The sequence below is a fragment of the Pseudorhizobium halotolerans genome, from assembly GCF_902153235.2.
GTDB lineage: Bacteria > Pseudomonadota > Alphaproteobacteria > Rhizobiales > Rhizobiaceae > Neorhizobium > Neorhizobium flavum.
Map to the genome: position 1 here is coordinate 239,226 of NZ_CABFWE030000011.1, position 15,929 is coordinate 255,154.

The window sequence follows — 15,929 nt, forward strand, 5'->3', positions numbered from 1 at the left end:
GAGATTATCCTGCGCGATGCCCGTTGTCACGAAAGCGAGGGGCCGGATCCTCGGCTTGTGCTGCGGCTCCTGCTGATGCATGGTTCGAGCATGAGGCCGCTCGCTATCCTCCCCCTTCTCCTTTCCTTCCTGTCCAGCTTTGCATCCGCGGCAACGACGGTTTTTCCTGCCCTGTCCGGCCGCGCCGATGCACCTGTACTGGTGGTCTACTCCTCGCTCGACGAGCCATTGGCGCGCCCGATGGTCGCGGGCTTCCAGGCCGCCAATCCGGATATTGCCGTACGCTATGAGGACATGCTGACAGGCGAAATCTACGATCGGATTGTGCGGGAAACGGATGCCGGGCAGAAAACGGCCGACTTCGCCTTCTCCTCTGCGATGGACCTGCAGGTCAAGCTTGCGAATGACGGCTATGCACAGCGTAGCGATCTGCCGATGAGCGAGATTTGGCCAGGCTGGGCCAATTGGCGCAATACCGCCTATGCCCTGACCTTCGAGCCGGCAGTCTTCGTCTATCACAAGCCAAGCTTCCAGGATGAAGCACCACCCTCGACCCGCGCCGAGTTCGAGGCGCTCCTGTCGCAGCGCGGCGATGACGTTTATGGCCGGATCGGCACCTACGACATCGAGCGCTCGGGTGTCGGCTTCCTGTTCATGTCGCGCGACCAGGAACAGTTCGGGGACATCTGGTCTGTAATCCGAGCCATGGGAGCTGCCGGCGTCAAGCTCTATTCGACCAGCCAGGCAATTCTCGAGCGCGTGGCCGACGGGCGGTTTGTCCTTGGCTACAACATCCTCGGTTCCTATGCGGCCGACTGGGCCTCGCGGCATCCCGATGTCGGCATCGTGCTTCCGAAGGACTATACCGTCGTCATGTCGCGGATCGGTCTCGTTCCCCAGGCCGCCGCCGCTCCCGAACTCGGGCGCCGCTACCTCTCGTTCTTCATGTCACGCCAGGGCCAGACGATCATGGCGCGTGAATTGCAGATCCCAGCCGTCAGCCCGGAGGTCTCGGGCGACAATACCGCCACCACCATGCGGGAGATGCTGGGCGGGCAGCTTAAGCCCGTCCCGGTCAGCCTCGGATTGATGGTCTATCTCGACCAGGTGAAGCGTGCGCGGCTCATTTCTCGCTGGAACGAGGTGCTGCGGCTGCAGTGAACTCCCCTTGCCATTTGCGCAGGAGAGGCGGAATGTCAGGTAGATGTCAGCTTGATATGATCGCTTATGGGCATTCGGCGCTCCTGGAGGGGAGTGCCGATGCGGATGGGAGGAGCGCCCGGCGGCATGTGCCGCCAGCACGCCGTCCTCCTTTCCCAATCAAGATGATCGCGCCAGACGGCGCTTGTTGGAGGACAGACCCTTGAAACACTTCGTTCTTGCTTCGATTCTCGCCGGAGCTCTCGCTCTGCCGGCCGCAGCCGCCGACTACACCATCATGGCGCCTGCAGCGCCCGGCGGCGGCTGGGACCAAACCGCACGCTCGCTGCAGACGGCCCTTCAGGAAGAGGGCATTTCCGGCAATGTGCAGGTCGTCAACGTTCCGGGCGCCGGCGGCACGATTGGCCTCGCGCAGTTCGCCAGCCAGCAGAAGGGCAACGCTAACGCCCTGATCGTCGGCGGTTATGTGATGGTCGGCGCCATCCTGACGAACCAGTCGCCGGTGACCCTGAAGGACGTCACGCCGATCGCCCGCCTGACCGGCGAATATGAGGCGATCGTCGTACCAGCGTCCTCCGACATTCAGTCGATCGACCAGCTCGTCGAGAAGCTGAAGGCGGATCCGGGTTCTGTTTCCTGGGCAGGCGGCTCCGCCGGCGGCACCGACCATATTGCCGTCGGGCTCCTCGCGAAGGCAGCCGGCGTCGACCCCACCAAGATCAACTACATCGCCTATTCGGGCGGCGGCGAAGCACTCGCAGCCATCCTCGGCAGCCAGGTCACTGCCGGCATCTCCAGCTATGGCGAATTCCAGTCGCAGGTCGAGGCCGGTACGCTGCGCCTCCTCGCCGTTTCCAGCGATGAACGCATCGAGGGTGTTGATGCCCCGACGCTGAAGGAAGCAGGCTACGACGTCGTGCTGCAGAACTGGCGCATGGTTGCCGCTGCTCCGGGCCTGTCAGACGAGCAGAAGGCTGCCGTGCTCGCCGACATCGAGAAGCTCGCCAAGTCGGCAACCTGGCAGGAGACGCTGAAGACCAAGGGCTGGGCCGATACCTACCTTGCCGGCGATGAGTTCGATGCGCAGCTCGAGAAAGACATCAGCGCGACGGAAACCGTGCTGAAGGACATCGGGCTGGTGAAATGAGCCTCGACCGACCAGGTTCCGCAAACGAGCAGCGCCGCCCTGATTGGGCGGCGCTTGCCATCGCCGCCGTTCTCGTCGTAATTGCGGCTGTGATCTTCTTCGACGTTGCCCGCGTGAAGGGTGCCGCCGGCTATTCGCAGGTCGGGCCGGCAACGGTTCCGGAATGGATCTCCTTCGGCTTGATTGGCCTGGCCATCTGGACCGCCATCGAAGCATTTCGGGGCGATTTTCCGCAGCGGGAGAAGCAGGAGCTTGGCCCGGTATTCTGGGTGGTCGCAGGTCTTGCTGCGCAGATGCTGCTCCTAAACCGTGCAGGCTTCTCGATTGCTACCGGCGTGCTCTTCGGATTTGTCGCTGCCGGCTTCGGTCGCAGAAAGCTGTGGCTTACCATCCCCGTCGGCATCGCCATTTGTCTCGGAATCTACCTGATCTTCGCCGGACTGCTCCAGCTGTCCCTACCCGCCGGGCCACTGGAACAGCTGTTCCTCTGACGAGAGCACCGGGATACCCTCATGACCACATTCGAGTTTCTCTTGCAGGGGTTGCTTTCGGCCATGGAGCCGATCAACCTCGTCTATGCCCTGATCGGCGTGACGCTCGGCACGGCCGTCGGCGTTCTGCCTGGGATCGGCCCGGCGCTGACCGTTGCTCTGCTGCTGCCGGTCACGTACCGGCTTGACCCGACCGGTTCCCTGATCATGTTCGCCGGCATCTACTACGGCGGCATGTACGGCGGATCGACGACATCGATCCTCCTTAACACACCCGGCGAAAGCGCGTCCATCGTCACGGCGCTGGAGGGCAATAAGATGGCCAAGGCGGGCCGTGGCGGACCTGCCCTGGCGACCTCTGCCATAGGCTCCTTCGCTGCAGGTCTCATCGCCACGCTGCTGCTGGCCTTCCTTGCCCCCTACGTCGTCCAGATCGCCATCCAGTTCGGACCGCGGGAATACTTCGCGCTGATGGTGCTCGCCTTCGTCACCGTCTCCTCAGCCTTCGGCGATTCTGCGCTTCGTGGCCTGACGGCGCTTTTCGTCGGTCTGGCCTTTTCGATCGTCGGCATCGACCAGTTGACCGGCCAGACCCGCCTTTCGTTTGGCGTTCCAGACCTGCTCGACGGCATCGAAGTGACCACGATGGCCGTCGCAATGTTCGCCATCGGCGAAACGCTCTTCGTCGCCGCGCAAGGCATGCGGGGGCCGGAGACGGTGGAGGCTGTGAAAGGCTCCGTTTGGATGAGCGCGCAGGACTGGGCCCGCTCTTGGAAACCTTGGCTTCGCGGCACCGTGATCGGCTTCCCGATCGGCGCCATGCCCGCCGGCGGTGCGGAGATCGGCACCTTCCTTTCCTATGCGACAGAAAAACGACTGACGAAGCATCCGGAGGAATTCGGCAACGGCGCCATCGAAGGCGTCGCAGGACCGGAGGCAGCCAACAACGCATCGGCCGCCGGCACGCTCGTGCCGCTGCTGACGCTCGGCCTGCCGACCACCGCGACGGCGGCGATCATGCTTGCCGGATTCCAGCAGTATGGCCTGCAACCCGGCCCGCTGCTGTTCGCCACCAATCCGCAGCTCGTGTGGGGCCTGATCGCTTCGCTTCTCATCGCCAATGCCATGCTGCTCGTTCTCAACCTGCCGCTGATCGGCCTGTGGGTGAAGCTGCTGACCATCCCCAAGCCCTGGCTCTATGCCGGTATCCTGGTGTTCGCGACGCTAGGGACGATCGGGGCGAACCCTTCCGTGTTCGAACTCGGCATGCTCCTGACCTTCGGGCTGCTCGGCTATGTCATGCGGGTTTTCGGCTACCCGATCGCACCGGTCGTGGTCGGCCTTATCCTCGGGCCGCTGGCTGAACAGCAACTACGTCGCGCTCTGGCGATCAGCCAGGGCGACGTCACCTATCTCTTCACTTCGCCCATCGCTGCCGTGCTCTTCGTGGTGGCGGCGCTCGCCTTCATCGTTCCGCTGATCCTTCGGATCCGCGGCCGGGGTGCAATGCTGTCGCAGATGGCCGCGAACGAAGACTGAGCTAGTCCTCCCAGGACGGAGGGGGTGCGGCTTCGGCTGCGCCCCCTTTTTTGTTTCAGGGTCCGAAGACCGACCAGCCGGTCCGGTGGGCCAGCATTTCCAACGCGAGAGAGCCAACCAAAGAATTTCCGTTGTGGTTGAGGCCGGGCGACCAGACGGCGATGGACGCCTTGCCCGGTGCAACGGCAAGGATGCCGCCGCCCACTCCGCTCTTCCCCGGAAGGCCGACGCGGTAGGCAAAATCGCCCGAGCCGTCGTAGTGGCCACAGGTCAGCATCAGCGCGTTGATCCGCCGGGCTCTCTGTCGCGACACCACCGTATGGCCGGTCAGCGGGTTGCGGCCGGCTGCCGCAAGGAAAAGTCCGGAATGGGCGAGTTGCGTGCAGGTCATGGCCAGTGCGCAGTGGTGGAAGTAGACGCCGAGAACGTGGTCGACCGGATGGTCGATCTTCCCGAAGCCCCGCATGAAGTTGGCGAGGGCGATGTTGCGATATCCCGTCGCCGCCTCGGACTTTGCAACGGCCGGGTCTATCGCGATACCATCATCGTCCGCGAGGTACTGGACGAAGCGAACGATCTCGCCGATCGCCTCCCTTGGCGTATGACCGGCGAGGACCATGTCGCTGACGGCAATTGCGCCGGCATTGATGAACGGATTGCGCGGCTTGCCTTCCTCGTGCTCCAGCTGGACGATGGAATTGAAAGCCGATCCGGACGGCTCCCGCCCCACCCTCTTCCATACATTCTCGCCGTGCTTGCCGAGTGCCAGCGTCAGGGTAAAGACCTTGGAGATGCTCTGGATCGAGAAAGGCTCGTCGCAGTCACCCGCCTTGGCGACGGTCCCATCCACGTCCATCACGGCGATCCCGAACTTCCTCGGGTCGATATGGGCCAGTTGCGGGATGTAATCCGCTATCTTGCCTTCCCCAAGCCGCGGCAGGAGTGCGTGATGGATCTCGTCCACGATGGACTGCAGGTGTTCCATGGGGTCGCTATTCGAATTCCGAGCCGGAGAGATGGTTGCGGACCGAAGTCTTGACCTTGCCGATATCCGACCACAGGTCGGCGACCATGGCGCGGTCGACATCAGCCATCAGGTCACGAAGCCATGCCTCGTGGGCGACGGCCATGGCCGCGAAGAGTTTTGCCCCCGCTGGCGTCAGCTGCGCGACCGTAACCCGCCGGTCACGATCCGGCGTGACGCGTTTGACCAGTCCGTCGGATTCAAGCCGCTCCACCAGCCCGGTAACATTACCGTTGGTAACCATTGTCCGGCGGGACAGCTCCCCAAGACGCAACCCGTTTTTCTCGCGGTAGAGCTGCGCCATGAGATCGAATTGCGGCAGCGTCGCGCCGAACTCCGTTCTCAGCCGACGGCGGATTTCCGTGGTGATCAGCTTGGTGGTCGAGAGCATGCGCAGCCACAGCCGCGTCTCGGGCTTGGCCGCGCCCGCGGGGCCATGCAAGATCAGCTCCAGATCCGCGCTTGCGGCATCGTTTTCCATCGTATCCATCCGCGCGACATCCCCCTGCCTGAACAGTTACGAAGCGATATTTGAATTGTCAAAGGCTCCCTTGGTCGAGGTCTCCGTCCCGAAAGCGCTTGACGATCGCGTCACGCGGCATATAGTTTAAACTTAAAATAATAAAGTGAAACATCAGGAGGAACAGCTTCATGCGCATCGTCTGCATCGGCGGCGGCCCGGCGGGGCTCTATTTCGCACTCCTGATGAAGAAGCAGAACCCTGCGCACGAGATTTCGGTCGTCGAGCGCAATCGTCCCTATGACACGTTCGGCTGGGGAGTCGTCTTTTCCGATGCAACCATGGAGGCGATGCGCGCCTGGGATCCCGAGAGTGCGGCCGAGATCGAGGACGCCTTCAACCATTGGGACGACATCGAGGTCTGGTTCAAGGGTACCCGTCAGCGCACCTCCGGCCATGGCTTCGTTGGTATTGGCCGCAAGAAGCTCCTCAACATCCTGCAACGCCGTTGCGAGGCGCTCGGCGTGGAACTGGTGTTCGAGACGGAGGTCGCGAGCGACCTCGACTATCCGGATGCAGATCTCGTCATCGCCTCGGACGGCTTCAATTCGAAGATCCGCAACCGGTATCACGAGGTTTTCGAACCCGACCTCGTGACACGGCCGAACCGCTACATCTGGCTCGGCACCAACAAGCTTTACGATGCCTTCACCTTCGATTTCCGCAAGACGGATCACGGCTGGTTCCAGGCGCACATCTACAAGTTCGACGACAAGACTTCGACCTTCATCGTCGAGACCACCGAGGATGCCTACGAAAAGCACGGTCTCGGCCAGATGGACCAGCAGGGTTCGATCGACTTCTGCCAGGACCTCTTTTCCGAGGTGCTGGACGGCGCCAAACTGATGACCAATGCCCGCCACCTGCGGGGCTCCGCCTGGTTGAACTTCAACCGCCTGATCTGCGGCAAGTGGAGCCATTTCAACGGTCACTCGCACGTCGTGCTGATGGGCGACGCCGCCCATACCGCCCACTTCGCCATAGGGTCGGGGACGAAGCTCGCCATTGATGATGCGATCGAGCTCACAAACCAGTTCAACAGACACGGCCATGCGAAGGAGCAGATCCCGGCGGTTCTGGAGGACTACGAGGAAATCCGCCGCGTCGACGTCGCCCGCATTCAGAACGCCGCCCGCAACGCGATGGAATGGTTCGAGGTCGTCGGCAGGCGCTATGCCGATACGCTGCCGCCCGAACAGTTTATGTATTCCATGCTGACCCGGTCGCAGCGTATCAGCCATGAGAACCTGCGGCTGCGCGACAAGGCCTGGCTCGAAGGCTACGAGCGCTGGTTCGCCAGCCAGGCAGGCGTCGAACCGTCAGCCGATGGCCGGGTGCCGCCTCCGATGTTCACGCCCTATACGATGCGCGGGGTGACGCTGAAGAACCGCATCGTCATGTCGCCGATGGCGATGTATTCGGCAAAGGACGGCGTGCTCGACGACTTCCATCTCGTGCATCTGGGCGCCCGCGCGCTCGGCGGCGCAGCACTCGTCTTCGGCGAAATGACCTGCGTGTCGCCGGACGCCCGCATCACCCCCGGTTGCCTCGGCCTGTGGAACGAGAAGCAGGCGGAGGGTTGGAAGCGATTCGTGGATTTCGTCCATGGCAACAGCACCGCTAAGGTGGGCATCCAGCTTGGTCATGCCGGACGGAAGGGCGCCACGAAGCTGGCATGGGAAGGGATCGACCAGCCGCTTCAGACGGGCGACTGGCCGCTGATCTCCGCCTCCGCCCTGCCCTACCTGAAGAACAGCCAGGTTCCGAAAGCCATGGACCGCGCCGACATGGATCGGGTGAAGGCCGATTTTGTCCGCGCCACCGAGCTTGCCGTGACGACCGGCGCCGACTGGCTGGAGCTACACTGCGCGCACGGCTACCTGCTCTCGAGCTTCCTGTCGCCGCTGACCAACCGCCGGACCGACGAATATGGCGGCAGCCACGAGAACCGCGCCCGCTACCCGCTGGGGATCTTCAATGCCATTCGCGCCGTCTGGCCCAAGGATAAGCCAATCTCGGTGCGCCTCTCCTGCCACGACTGGTTCGAGGGCGGCAACACGCCGGACGATGCGGCGATCTTCGCGCAAATGTTCAAGGACGCTGGCGCCGACATGATCGACTGCTCGTCGGGCCAGGTCTGGAAGGAAGAAAAGCCGGTCTACGGCCGGCTCTTCCAGACGCCGTTCTCCGACAAGATCCGCAACGAGGTCGGCATTCCCACCATTGCCGTCGGCGCGATCTCGGAAGCGGACCACGCCAATTCGGTGATCGCCGCGGGCCGCGCCGATCTCTGCGCTGTCGCCCGTCCGCATCTCGCCGATCCGGCCTGGGTGCTGCACGAGGCAGCGCGCATCGGGCTCACCGACGTTGCCTGGCCGAAGCAGTACTATTCCGGCAAACAGCAATACGAGACCAATCTGGCGCGTGCCGCGGCAGCGAAGTGAGGACCGGCTGATGGATGCAGCGCGCAAGCTTGTGGGGCGTCATGCGCTGGTGACCGGCGCCGGCAGCGGCATCGGTGCTGCCATCGCCACCGCGCTCGTCGAGGCCGGTGCGAGGGTCACCCTGGCCGGACGCCGCGCAGAACCCCTGAAGGCGCTCGCCGAAAGACTCGGGCCCTCGCAGGTTCACGTGGCTCACGGCTTCGATGTCACAAACGAGACAGCTGTGGCGGAGGGCTTGAAGGCCGCCCGTGCCGCACTCGGCCCCGTGGACATCCTCGTCAACAATGCCGGAGAGGCGCCGAGCGCGCCGTTCGAGAAAACCTCGCTGGACATGTGGAACCACGTCCTCGCGGTCGACCTGACTGGAGCCTTCCTCATAACGCAGGCCGTCCTTCCCGACCTGAAGTCGCGCGGCGACGGTGCCCGTATCATCAACGTCGCCTCCACCGCGGGCCTCACAGGCTATGCCTATGTTTCGGCCTATACGGCGGCAAAGCATGGTGTCATCGGTCTGACGCGCTCCTTGGCGCTGGAACTTGCGAAGACGGGTATCACCGTCAACGCGGTCTGCCCCGGCTTTACCGATACGCCGCTGATCGCGCAGGCGGTGGAAACGATCGTCGCGAAGACCGGCCGCAGCTTGGAAGACGCGATGAAGGAATTCACGAAAAGCAATCCGCAGGGACGGCTGATCCGGCCTGAAGAAGTCGCAGACGCGGTTCTGTGGCTGGCATCGCCCGCCGCGGCTTCGATCAACGGCCAGGCGATCGCAATCGCCGGCGGGGAGGTATTGGCAGGATGAGCACGGCTTCCATGGCAGGGCACCTTCGCCCGTTCAAGGATTATCAGGCGCAGCATTTCCTCTGGGAAGTCAGCACCGATGGGCGGGTCGCTACCATCCGGCTGAATCGGCCTGACCGTAAGAATCCGCTTACCTTCGAAAGCTACGCGGAGCTGCGAGACCTGTTCCGGAACCTTGCCTATGCCTCTGATGTTCGCGCAGTGATCCTGACCGGAGCCGGCGGCAATTTTTCGTCTGGCGGTGACGTATTCGAGATCATCGAACCGCTGACGCAGATGGCGATGCCGGACCTTCTCGCCTTTACGCGGATGACCGGAGATCTGGTCAAGGCGATGAAGAAGTGCCCGCAGCCGATCATCGCGGCGGTGGACGGCATCTGCGCCGGCGCGGGCGCCATCCTCGCCATGGCCTCCGACCTGCGGCTTGCGACGCCCGAGGCGAAGACCGCTTTTCTCTTCACCCGCGTGGGCCTTGCCGGTGCCGACATGGGCGCTTGTGGTATCCTGCCGCGCATCATCGGCCAGGGCCGTGCCGCCGAACTCCTCTTCACTGGGCGCGCCATGAGCGCCTCGGAAGGTCACGCCTGGGGCTTCTACAATGCGCTTCACGCGGCGGCCACGGTAGAGGCCGAGGCACTGAAGCTGGCGCAGTCACTCGCGGACGGGCCATGGTTCGCCCACACAATGACCAAGACCATGCTGAACCAGGAATGGGCCATGGGCATCGACGAGATGATCGAGTCGGAGGCGCAGGCGCAAGCCGTCTGCATGGCGACCAAGGATTTCCGCCGCGCCTTCGAAGCCTTCGCCGCTAAGCGCAAGCCCGTCTTCGAGGGGAACTGACATGGCGGCACCGACCCGGCTAACCGGTCCGACCCGCGAGCATCTCGACTGGCCCTTCTTCAACGACAGCCATCGCGCGCTCGCAGCCAGGCTCGACGCCTATGCCGCATCGGGGTCGCTGTCCGGCATCGACCATGCGGACACCGACCGCGCCTGCCGCAGCCTCGTTCGCTCACTCGGAGAGGCGGGGCTACTGGACGCGGCGACCGGCGCGGGTGGCAAGCGCGCGATCGATTCCCGCGAAGCCTGCCTGACCCGCGAAACGCTTGCCTGGCATGACGGCCTCGCCGATTTCGCCTTCGCCATGCAGGGTCTCGGCACCGGTGCAATCGCGCTGTCCGGAACGGAGGAACTGCGTCGCACCGTGCTGCCGAAGGCGCAGAGCGGCGAATGGATCGCTGCATTCGCGCTCTCAGAGAAGGACGCGGGCTCCGATGTCGCTGCCATGGCCTGCTTGGCGCGCCGCGACGGCGATCACTTTGTCCTCGACGGCGAGAAGACCTGGATCTCCAATGGCGGCATTGCCGACGTCTACACCGTCTTCGCTCGCACGGGCGAGGCGTCTGGCACCCGCGGCATTTCTGCGTTTGTCGTCTATGCCGATGATCCCGGCTTCTCGATCGCCGAACGAATTGACGTGATTGCGCCGCATCCACTGGCGACCATCCGCTTCGAGAACTGCCGCATACCTGCCGGTCGGCTGCTCGGCAGTCCCGGCGAGGGCTTCAAGATCGCCATGCGCACGCTCGACATCTTCCGCGCATCAGTTGCCGCAGCTGCGGTCGGCTTTGCCCGCCGGGCGCTGGACGAGGCGCTTGCCCATGCGACGGCCCGTCCGATGTTCGGCAACCGCCTTTCCGACCTTCAGCTGACCCAGGCCGCATTCGGCGACATGGCGGCGCAGATCGATGCCGCGGCTCTCCTGACCTATCGTGCCGCCTGGCGCCGCGACGTCCAGGGCCTGCCGACCACCAAGGAAGCAGCCATGGCGAAGATGGTCGCGACGGAGAACGCCCAGCAGGTGATCGACCGCGCCGTGCAGATGTTCGGCGGACGGGGCGTGAAGAGCGGCGAGATCGTCGAGAGCCTCTATCGCGAAATCCGTGCGCTGCGGATCTACGAGGGCGCCACGGAAGTCCAGAAACTCATCATCGCGCGCGAACTTCTGAAGAGCGCGCCTCCGGAGAAGACGCATGCATGACATTCTTCAGCCCGAGGGTTGGGCGAAGCCGATCGGCTATTCCAACGGCGTGGCGGCACGCGGCCGGCAGGTCTATGTCGGCGGCCAGATCGGCTGGAACGGCCAGTGCCAGTTCGAGACGGACGATTTCATCGAGCAGGTCCGCCAGACGCTGAAGAACGTCGTTGCCGTCCTCGCCGCCGGCGGTGCGGGCCCCGAGCACGTGACGACCATGACCTGGTACTTCACCGACAAGGCAGAGTATCTCGCCAACCTGAAGGGCATCGGCCAGGCCTATCGCGAAATCATGGGCAAGAACTTCCCCGCCATGGCCGCCATGCAGGTGACGGCCTTGATTGAGGACCGCGCCAAGATCGAGATCCAGGCCATCGCCGTCGTTCCGGAGTAAGCCGATGGAAGCCGCCGCGATCCTTTTCTCCGACACCGTACGCGGCGAGGTCCAGGGCGATATTCTCGTCGTCATCATTGACAATCCGCCGGTCAATGCGCTCTCGGCCGATGTCCGCTCTGGCCTCGTAGCGGCACTGGATCGCGCTCGTGGTGACGCCGGCATCCTCGGTCTCGTCATAACCGGAGCTGGAAGAACCTTCATTGGCGGCGCCGACATCCGTGAATTCGGACAGCCGCCGGTGGAGCCGATCCTGCCGGCGGTCATAGAGCGGATCGAAGACTTAGAGAAACCAACCGTCGCCGCCCTTAATGGTGCGGCTCTCGGAGGCGGCCTGGAGGTCGCACTCGGCTGCCACTACAGGGTGGCGTCTTCGGCTGCTCAGATGGGGCTCCCCGAAGTGAAGCTCGGCATCGTCCCGGGTGCGGGCGGCACCCAGCGCCTGCCCCGGCTGATCGGCATCCCGGCGGCAATCGACCTGATCGGCAGCGGCCGCAGCGTGAAGGCGAAGGAAGCCCACGAACTCGGCCTGATCGATGAAATCGCGGATGCCGGCACCGTAGAGGCAGCCCTTGCGGCAGTTCGGCGGCTTGCCGGCCAAGACCCGCGCCGGACCGGCCAATTGGCGGTTCCGGCTACCGACAGCGCCGCCGTCGAAAAGGCCAAGACGCGGATCCTTGCCAAGGCACGCGGGCAACACGCCCCCGCCCAAGCCATCCGCCTCGTGGAAGCGGCCGCGCGGCCGCTCGCCGAAGGCATGGCCGACGAGCGGGCCACCTTCCTCAAGCTCCGCGAGAGCAGCGAGGCGGCCGCATTCCGCCATGTCTTCTTTGCAGAACGGCAGGCATCGAAGGTGGAGGATCTGGAGGGTGTTCCCCCTCGCCTGGTCGAGACGATCGGGATCGCCGGTCTCGGCTTGATGGGAAGCGGCATCGCAGTCGCCGCGCTCGGCGCGGGCTATCGGGTGATCGGGCTTGACCGCGACGATGAGGCAGCGGCCAGGGGTCGTGAGCGCATTCTCGGACTTTTGCAGAAGAACCTCTACACCGGACGGATCGATCAGACGGCCTTCGACGCACAGGAAAACCGCCTCTCGGTCACGGCAGCCGATGCCGATCTTGCTCCCTGCGATCTCGTGATCGAGGCGGTGTTCGACGATCTCGACGTCAAGATCGATCTCTTCCGCCGCCTGGACAAGGTCATCCGGCCTGACGCCATCCTCGCCACCAATACGAGCTACCTGAACCCGGACGAGATCGCCGCTGCTACGGCCCGCCCGGAGCGCGTGATCGGCCTGCATTTCTTCTCGCCGGCTCATGTCATGCGGCTGCTCGAGGTCGTGCGCTGCGCCCGCACGGCGCCCGACGTTCTGGCGACCGGGCTTGCCGTGGCCAAGAAACTCCGGAAGCTCGCGATCGTCACCGGCGTCACCGAAGGATTCATCGGCAACAGCATCTTCTCCGCCTATCGACGCGAAGCCGAGTTCCTGCTGGAGGACGGCGCCCTGCCGCACGAGATCGACGCGGCGCTGGAAGACTATGGGTTCCCGATGGGTCTCTTCGCCGTCTACGATATGGCGGGACTGGAGATCGCCTGGGCGCGACGCAAGCGACAGGCAGTAACGCGTGACCCGTCGGAGCGTTATGTCGAGATTGCGGATCGGCTCTGCGAAGCCGGCCGGCTCGGTCAGAAGGCCGGGCGAGGCTGGTATGCCTATCCCGAGGGGAAGCGGCAGGTGGATCCGGTCGTGACCGAGATCATCGCGCAGTGCCGCACAAGCAAGACTGTTACACCGCGCAGCTTCACTGCCACAGAGATCGTCGACCGTCTGCTTGCCGCGATGGCCGCTGAGGGCAGGAAGCTGCTTGAGGACGGTATCGCCGCTCGCGAGAGCGACATCGATCTGGTGATGATCAACGGCTACGGCTTTCCGGCCCACAAGGGCGGGCCCATGTTCGCGGCAGCTCACACGCCGAGATAACGGTCCTGCAGGTCGGCGGTCAGTTCCGCCGGCGTTCCATGCCAGGCGCTCCGTCCGTTTTCCAGAATGACGCAGCGGTCGGCGACCGGCAGCAGTTCCGACAGCGTCTTGTCGACCACCAGGATGGAGAGCCCCTCGGCCTTCAGCTTGCGGATTGCTGCCCAGATGTCCTGTCGGATGACCGGCGCAAGTCCCTCCGTCGCCTCGTCGAGGATCAGCAGGCGCGGATTGGTCATCAGTGCACGGCCGATTGCCAGCATCTGCTGCTCCCCGCCGGAAAGCGACCGCGCCATCTGTGCGTGACGCTCGGCCAGGCGGGGGAAGAGATCGTTGACGCGCTCCAGGCTCCAGGCACCGGGACGCGCGGCCGCAACCAGGTTCTCATGCACCGTGAGGTTCGGAAAGCACCGCCGCCCCTCCGGTACCAGCCCGATGCCGAGCTTGGCGACGCGATGTGACGGCTTGCCCTTGAGATCGGTCCCCGCAAGCCGGACGGATCCGGCACGTGGCGGGTTGAGGTTGCAGATCGCCCGGATGGTCGTCGTCTTGCCCATGCCATTGCGTCCCATAAGCGCAACGGCCTGGCCTTCCTCGACCGCCAGATCCACTCCGAACAGCGCCTGGCTCGCGCCATACGAGGCTTCTATCTTGGAAACGTCGAGCAGCATCAGGCATGGTCTCCCAGGTATGCAGTCCGCACAGCCGGATCGCGCCGGATCTCCTCGACGGTGCCGGTGGCGATCACCTGGCCGTAAACCAGCACGGAAATCCGATCCGCCAGCGCGAAGACGGCATCCATGTCGTGCTCCACGAGCAGGATCGGGGCTTCCTGCCGGAGGCTATGGAGAAAGCCGGTCAACGCCTTCGACCCTTCCGGTCCCATGCCAGCCATTGGCTCGTCGAGCAGGAAGGCCTTGGAATTGAGTGCCAGCGCAATGGCGATTTCCAGTTGCCGACGCTCGCCGTGCGACAGTTCGGCTGCGGGAATACGCGCCCGGTCCTGCAGGCCGACCCGCTCAAGCATCGCCATCGACCGGTCTATCAACGACGTGTCGCGCATCACCGGCTTGAAGAAGTGGAAGCTCGATCCCTGCTGCGCCTGTACCGCCAGCATGACATTGCGCAATGCCGAGAAGTCGGGGGCCAGCGACGATATCTGGAAGGTGCGGCCAAGCCCGAGCCGCGAGCGCTCTGCGACGCCGAGATGTCCGATGTCTTTGCCGGCGAGGCGGATGGTGCCAGAATCCTGCCGCAGCGTGCCGCAGATCTGGTGGATGAGCGTCGACTTGCCGGCACCATTCGGTCCGATCAGGGCATGGATCTCCCCGGGCTTCAGGTCGAGCGAGACATGATCCGTCGCCCTGAGCGCGCCGAAGCTCTTCACGACATCGGAGAGTTCAAGAACCGGTTCAGCCATGACGCGCCTTTCCGGCCAGAAGCCCGAGGAGCCCGCCGCGCGCGAAGAGCACGGTACCGAGCAGGATCAGGCCGAGGAAGAACTGCCAGCGCTCCGTCAAGCCACCGAGGACGTATTCGAAGATCACAAACAGAGCCGCACCCGCGAGAGGCCCGAACAACCGTCCGGTGCCGCCGAGGATGATCAGAACGATGAGTTCGCCGGACATGTGCCAGGACAGCATGGAGGGGCTGACGAAGCGGTTGAGATCGGCGAACAGGGCACCCGCAAGTCCTGTCAGGGCCGCGGAGATCGCGAAAGCCGTGAGGCGGATTCGATAGGGCGCAATACCGACGGTCGCGACGCGCACCTCGTTCTGGCGGGCTGCCTGCAACGCCGAGCCGAAGCGGGATCCGCGGATCAGTACGAAGAGGCCGAGCGCGACGATCAGCACCACATAGCAGATCAGGAAGAAGCTCACCGGCTTCATCGTGTTGACGCCTGGGAACTGGTTGCGCACCAGGATCGAAAGGCCATCTTCGCCGCCATAGGCCGGCCAGGAGATCGCGAAATAGTAGACCATCTGCGCGAAGGCGAGCGTGATCATGATGAAGTAGACGCCGGATGTCCGAAGACTGATCAGGCCGATCAGGAGCCCCACAAGCCCCGCAACGAGCATGGCCACCAGCCAGATCGCCGGCATCTGGTTGGTGCCGGACAGGCCAAGCAGGAGCGGATCGCCGGAGAAGGCATGGGTCGCCAGGATGCCGGCGGCATAGCCGCCAATGCCGAAGAAGGCCGCGTGACCGAAGGATACAAGGCCGCCGAGCCCGAGCGCGAGGTTGAGGCCAGTCGCCGCCAGCGCCAGGATAGCGACACGGGTGGCGAGCGTGACGTAGAAAGGCTGGCCAAATACATTGGCCATGAGCGGCACCGCAAGCAGCAGCGCAGCCAGGATCAGGTTGACGAAAATTTCCCGGGTCAGCATGGCGG

The 15,929-nt window shown here is 64.1% G+C and carries 15 protein-coding genes; 10 read left to right on the forward strand and 5 right to left on the reverse strand.

The genetic code is table 11. The features are described from left to right. Positions 1-75 precede the first annotated feature (75 nt). The 4 genes from FN060_RS16555 (at position 76) to FN060_RS16570 (ending at position 4,338) form a co-directional block, all read left to right on the forward strand. Positions 76-1,161, forward strand: coding sequence for an ABC transporter substrate-binding protein (locus FN060_RS16555; protein ID WP_142589560.1), 1,086 nt, complete (start codon positions 76-78; stop codon positions 1,159-1,161). A 202-nt stretch (positions 1,162-1,363) separates the two neighbouring features. Further along, positions 1,364-2,308, forward strand: coding sequence for a Bug family tripartite tricarboxylate transporter substrate binding protein (locus FN060_RS16560; protein ID WP_142589042.1), 945 nt, complete (start codon positions 1,364-1,366; stop codon positions 2,306-2,308). Next, a complete protein-coding gene (locus tag FN060_RS16565) occupies positions 2,305-2,799 on the forward strand; it encodes a tripartite tricarboxylate transporter TctB family protein (protein ID WP_142589043.1) in 495 nt (164 codons plus the stop codon). Before FN060_RS16560 ends, FN060_RS16565 begins: the two co-directional genes overlap by 4 nt. A 21-nt stretch (positions 2,800-2,820) precedes the next feature. Continuing rightward, positions 2,821-4,338 carry a tripartite tricarboxylate transporter permease gene (locus FN060_RS16570; protein ID WP_142589044.1) on the forward strand — a complete coding sequence of 506 codons (1,518 nt, stop codon included), beginning with the start codon at positions 2,821-2,823 and terminating at the stop codon, positions 4,336-4,338. Between the two features lie 55 nt (positions 4,339-4,393). Here FN060_RS16570 and FN060_RS16575 read toward each other — a convergent pair whose 3' ends face one another. Beyond that, entirely contained in the window at positions 4,394-5,323 is a 930-nt protein-coding gene (locus FN060_RS16575) for a glutaminase (RefSeq protein WP_142589045.1), read from the reverse strand. A 7-nt stretch (positions 5,324-5,330) separates the two neighbouring features. After that, the gene (locus FN060_RS16580) at positions 5,331-5,843 is read right to left on the reverse strand and encodes a MarR family winged helix-turn-helix transcriptional regulator (RefSeq protein ID WP_142589561.1); all 513 of its coding nucleotides are present in this window, start codon (positions 5,841-5,843) and stop codon (positions 5,331-5,333) included. Between the two features lie 170 nt (positions 5,844-6,013). Between FN060_RS16580 and FN060_RS16585 the strand changes: the two genes are divergently transcribed. From FN060_RS16585 to FN060_RS16610, 6 genes are read left to right on the forward strand one after another with little or no spacing between them, the layout of a single operon-like run. Then, positions 6,014-8,326, forward strand: coding sequence for a bifunctional salicylyl-CoA 5-hydroxylase/oxidoreductase (locus tag FN060_RS16585; RefSeq protein WP_142589046.1), 2,313 nt, complete (start codon positions 6,014-6,016; stop codon positions 8,324-8,326). A 10-nt stretch (positions 8,327-8,336) separates the two neighbouring features. After that, a complete protein-coding gene (locus FN060_RS16590; protein WP_142589047.1) occupies positions 8,337-9,128 on the forward strand; it encodes an SDR family NAD(P)-dependent oxidoreductase in 792 nt (263 codons plus the stop codon). Positions 9,129-9,139: 11 nt separating this feature from the next. Then, positions 9,140-9,970, forward strand: a complete 831-nt coding sequence (locus FN060_RS16595; RefSeq protein ID WP_425312184.1) for an enoyl-CoA hydratase family protein — start codon at positions 9,140-9,142, stop codon at positions 9,968-9,970. 1 nt (position 9,971) lies between these two features. Then, complete coding sequence (locus FN060_RS16600) at positions 9,972-11,171, forward strand: acyl-CoA dehydrogenase family protein (protein ID WP_142589049.1); 1,200 nt, start codon at positions 9,972-9,974, stop codon at positions 11,169-11,171. Then, positions 11,164-11,559: a RidA family protein gene (locus FN060_RS16605; protein ID WP_142589050.1), complete on the forward strand. Its 396-nt coding sequence runs from the start codon at positions 11,164-11,166 to the stop codon at positions 11,557-11,559. Before FN060_RS16600 ends, FN060_RS16605 begins: the two co-directional genes overlap by 8 nt. Positions 11,560-11,563: 4 nt before the next feature. Then, positions 11,564-13,540 carry a 3-hydroxyacyl-CoA dehydrogenase NAD-binding domain-containing protein gene (locus FN060_RS16610; RefSeq protein WP_142589051.1) on the forward strand — a complete coding sequence of 659 codons (1,977 nt, stop codon included), beginning with the start codon at positions 11,564-11,566 and terminating at the stop codon, positions 13,538-13,540. Here FN060_RS16610 and FN060_RS16615 read toward each other — a convergent pair. From FN060_RS16615 to FN060_RS16625, 3 genes are read right to left on the reverse strand one after another with little or no spacing between them, the layout of a single operon-like run. Continuing rightward, positions 13,525-14,208, reverse strand: a complete 684-nt coding sequence (locus tag FN060_RS16615; RefSeq protein ID WP_142589052.1) for an ABC transporter ATP-binding protein — start codon at positions 14,206-14,208, stop codon at positions 13,525-13,527. The genes FN060_RS16610 and FN060_RS16615 overlap by 16 nt on opposite strands. Beyond that, positions 14,208-14,957 carry an ABC transporter ATP-binding protein gene (locus FN060_RS16620; protein WP_142589053.1) on the reverse strand — a complete coding sequence of 250 codons (750 nt, stop codon included), beginning with the start codon at positions 14,955-14,957 and terminating at the stop codon, positions 14,208-14,210. Before FN060_RS16620 ends, FN060_RS16615 begins: the two co-directional genes overlap by 1 nt. Continuing rightward, a complete protein-coding gene (locus FN060_RS16625) occupies positions 14,950-15,924 on the reverse strand; it encodes a branched-chain amino acid ABC transporter permease (RefSeq protein ID WP_142589054.1) in 975 nt (324 codons plus the stop codon). Before FN060_RS16625 ends, FN060_RS16620 begins: the two co-directional genes overlap by 8 nt. Between the last annotated feature and the right edge of the window lie 5 nt (positions 15,925-15,929).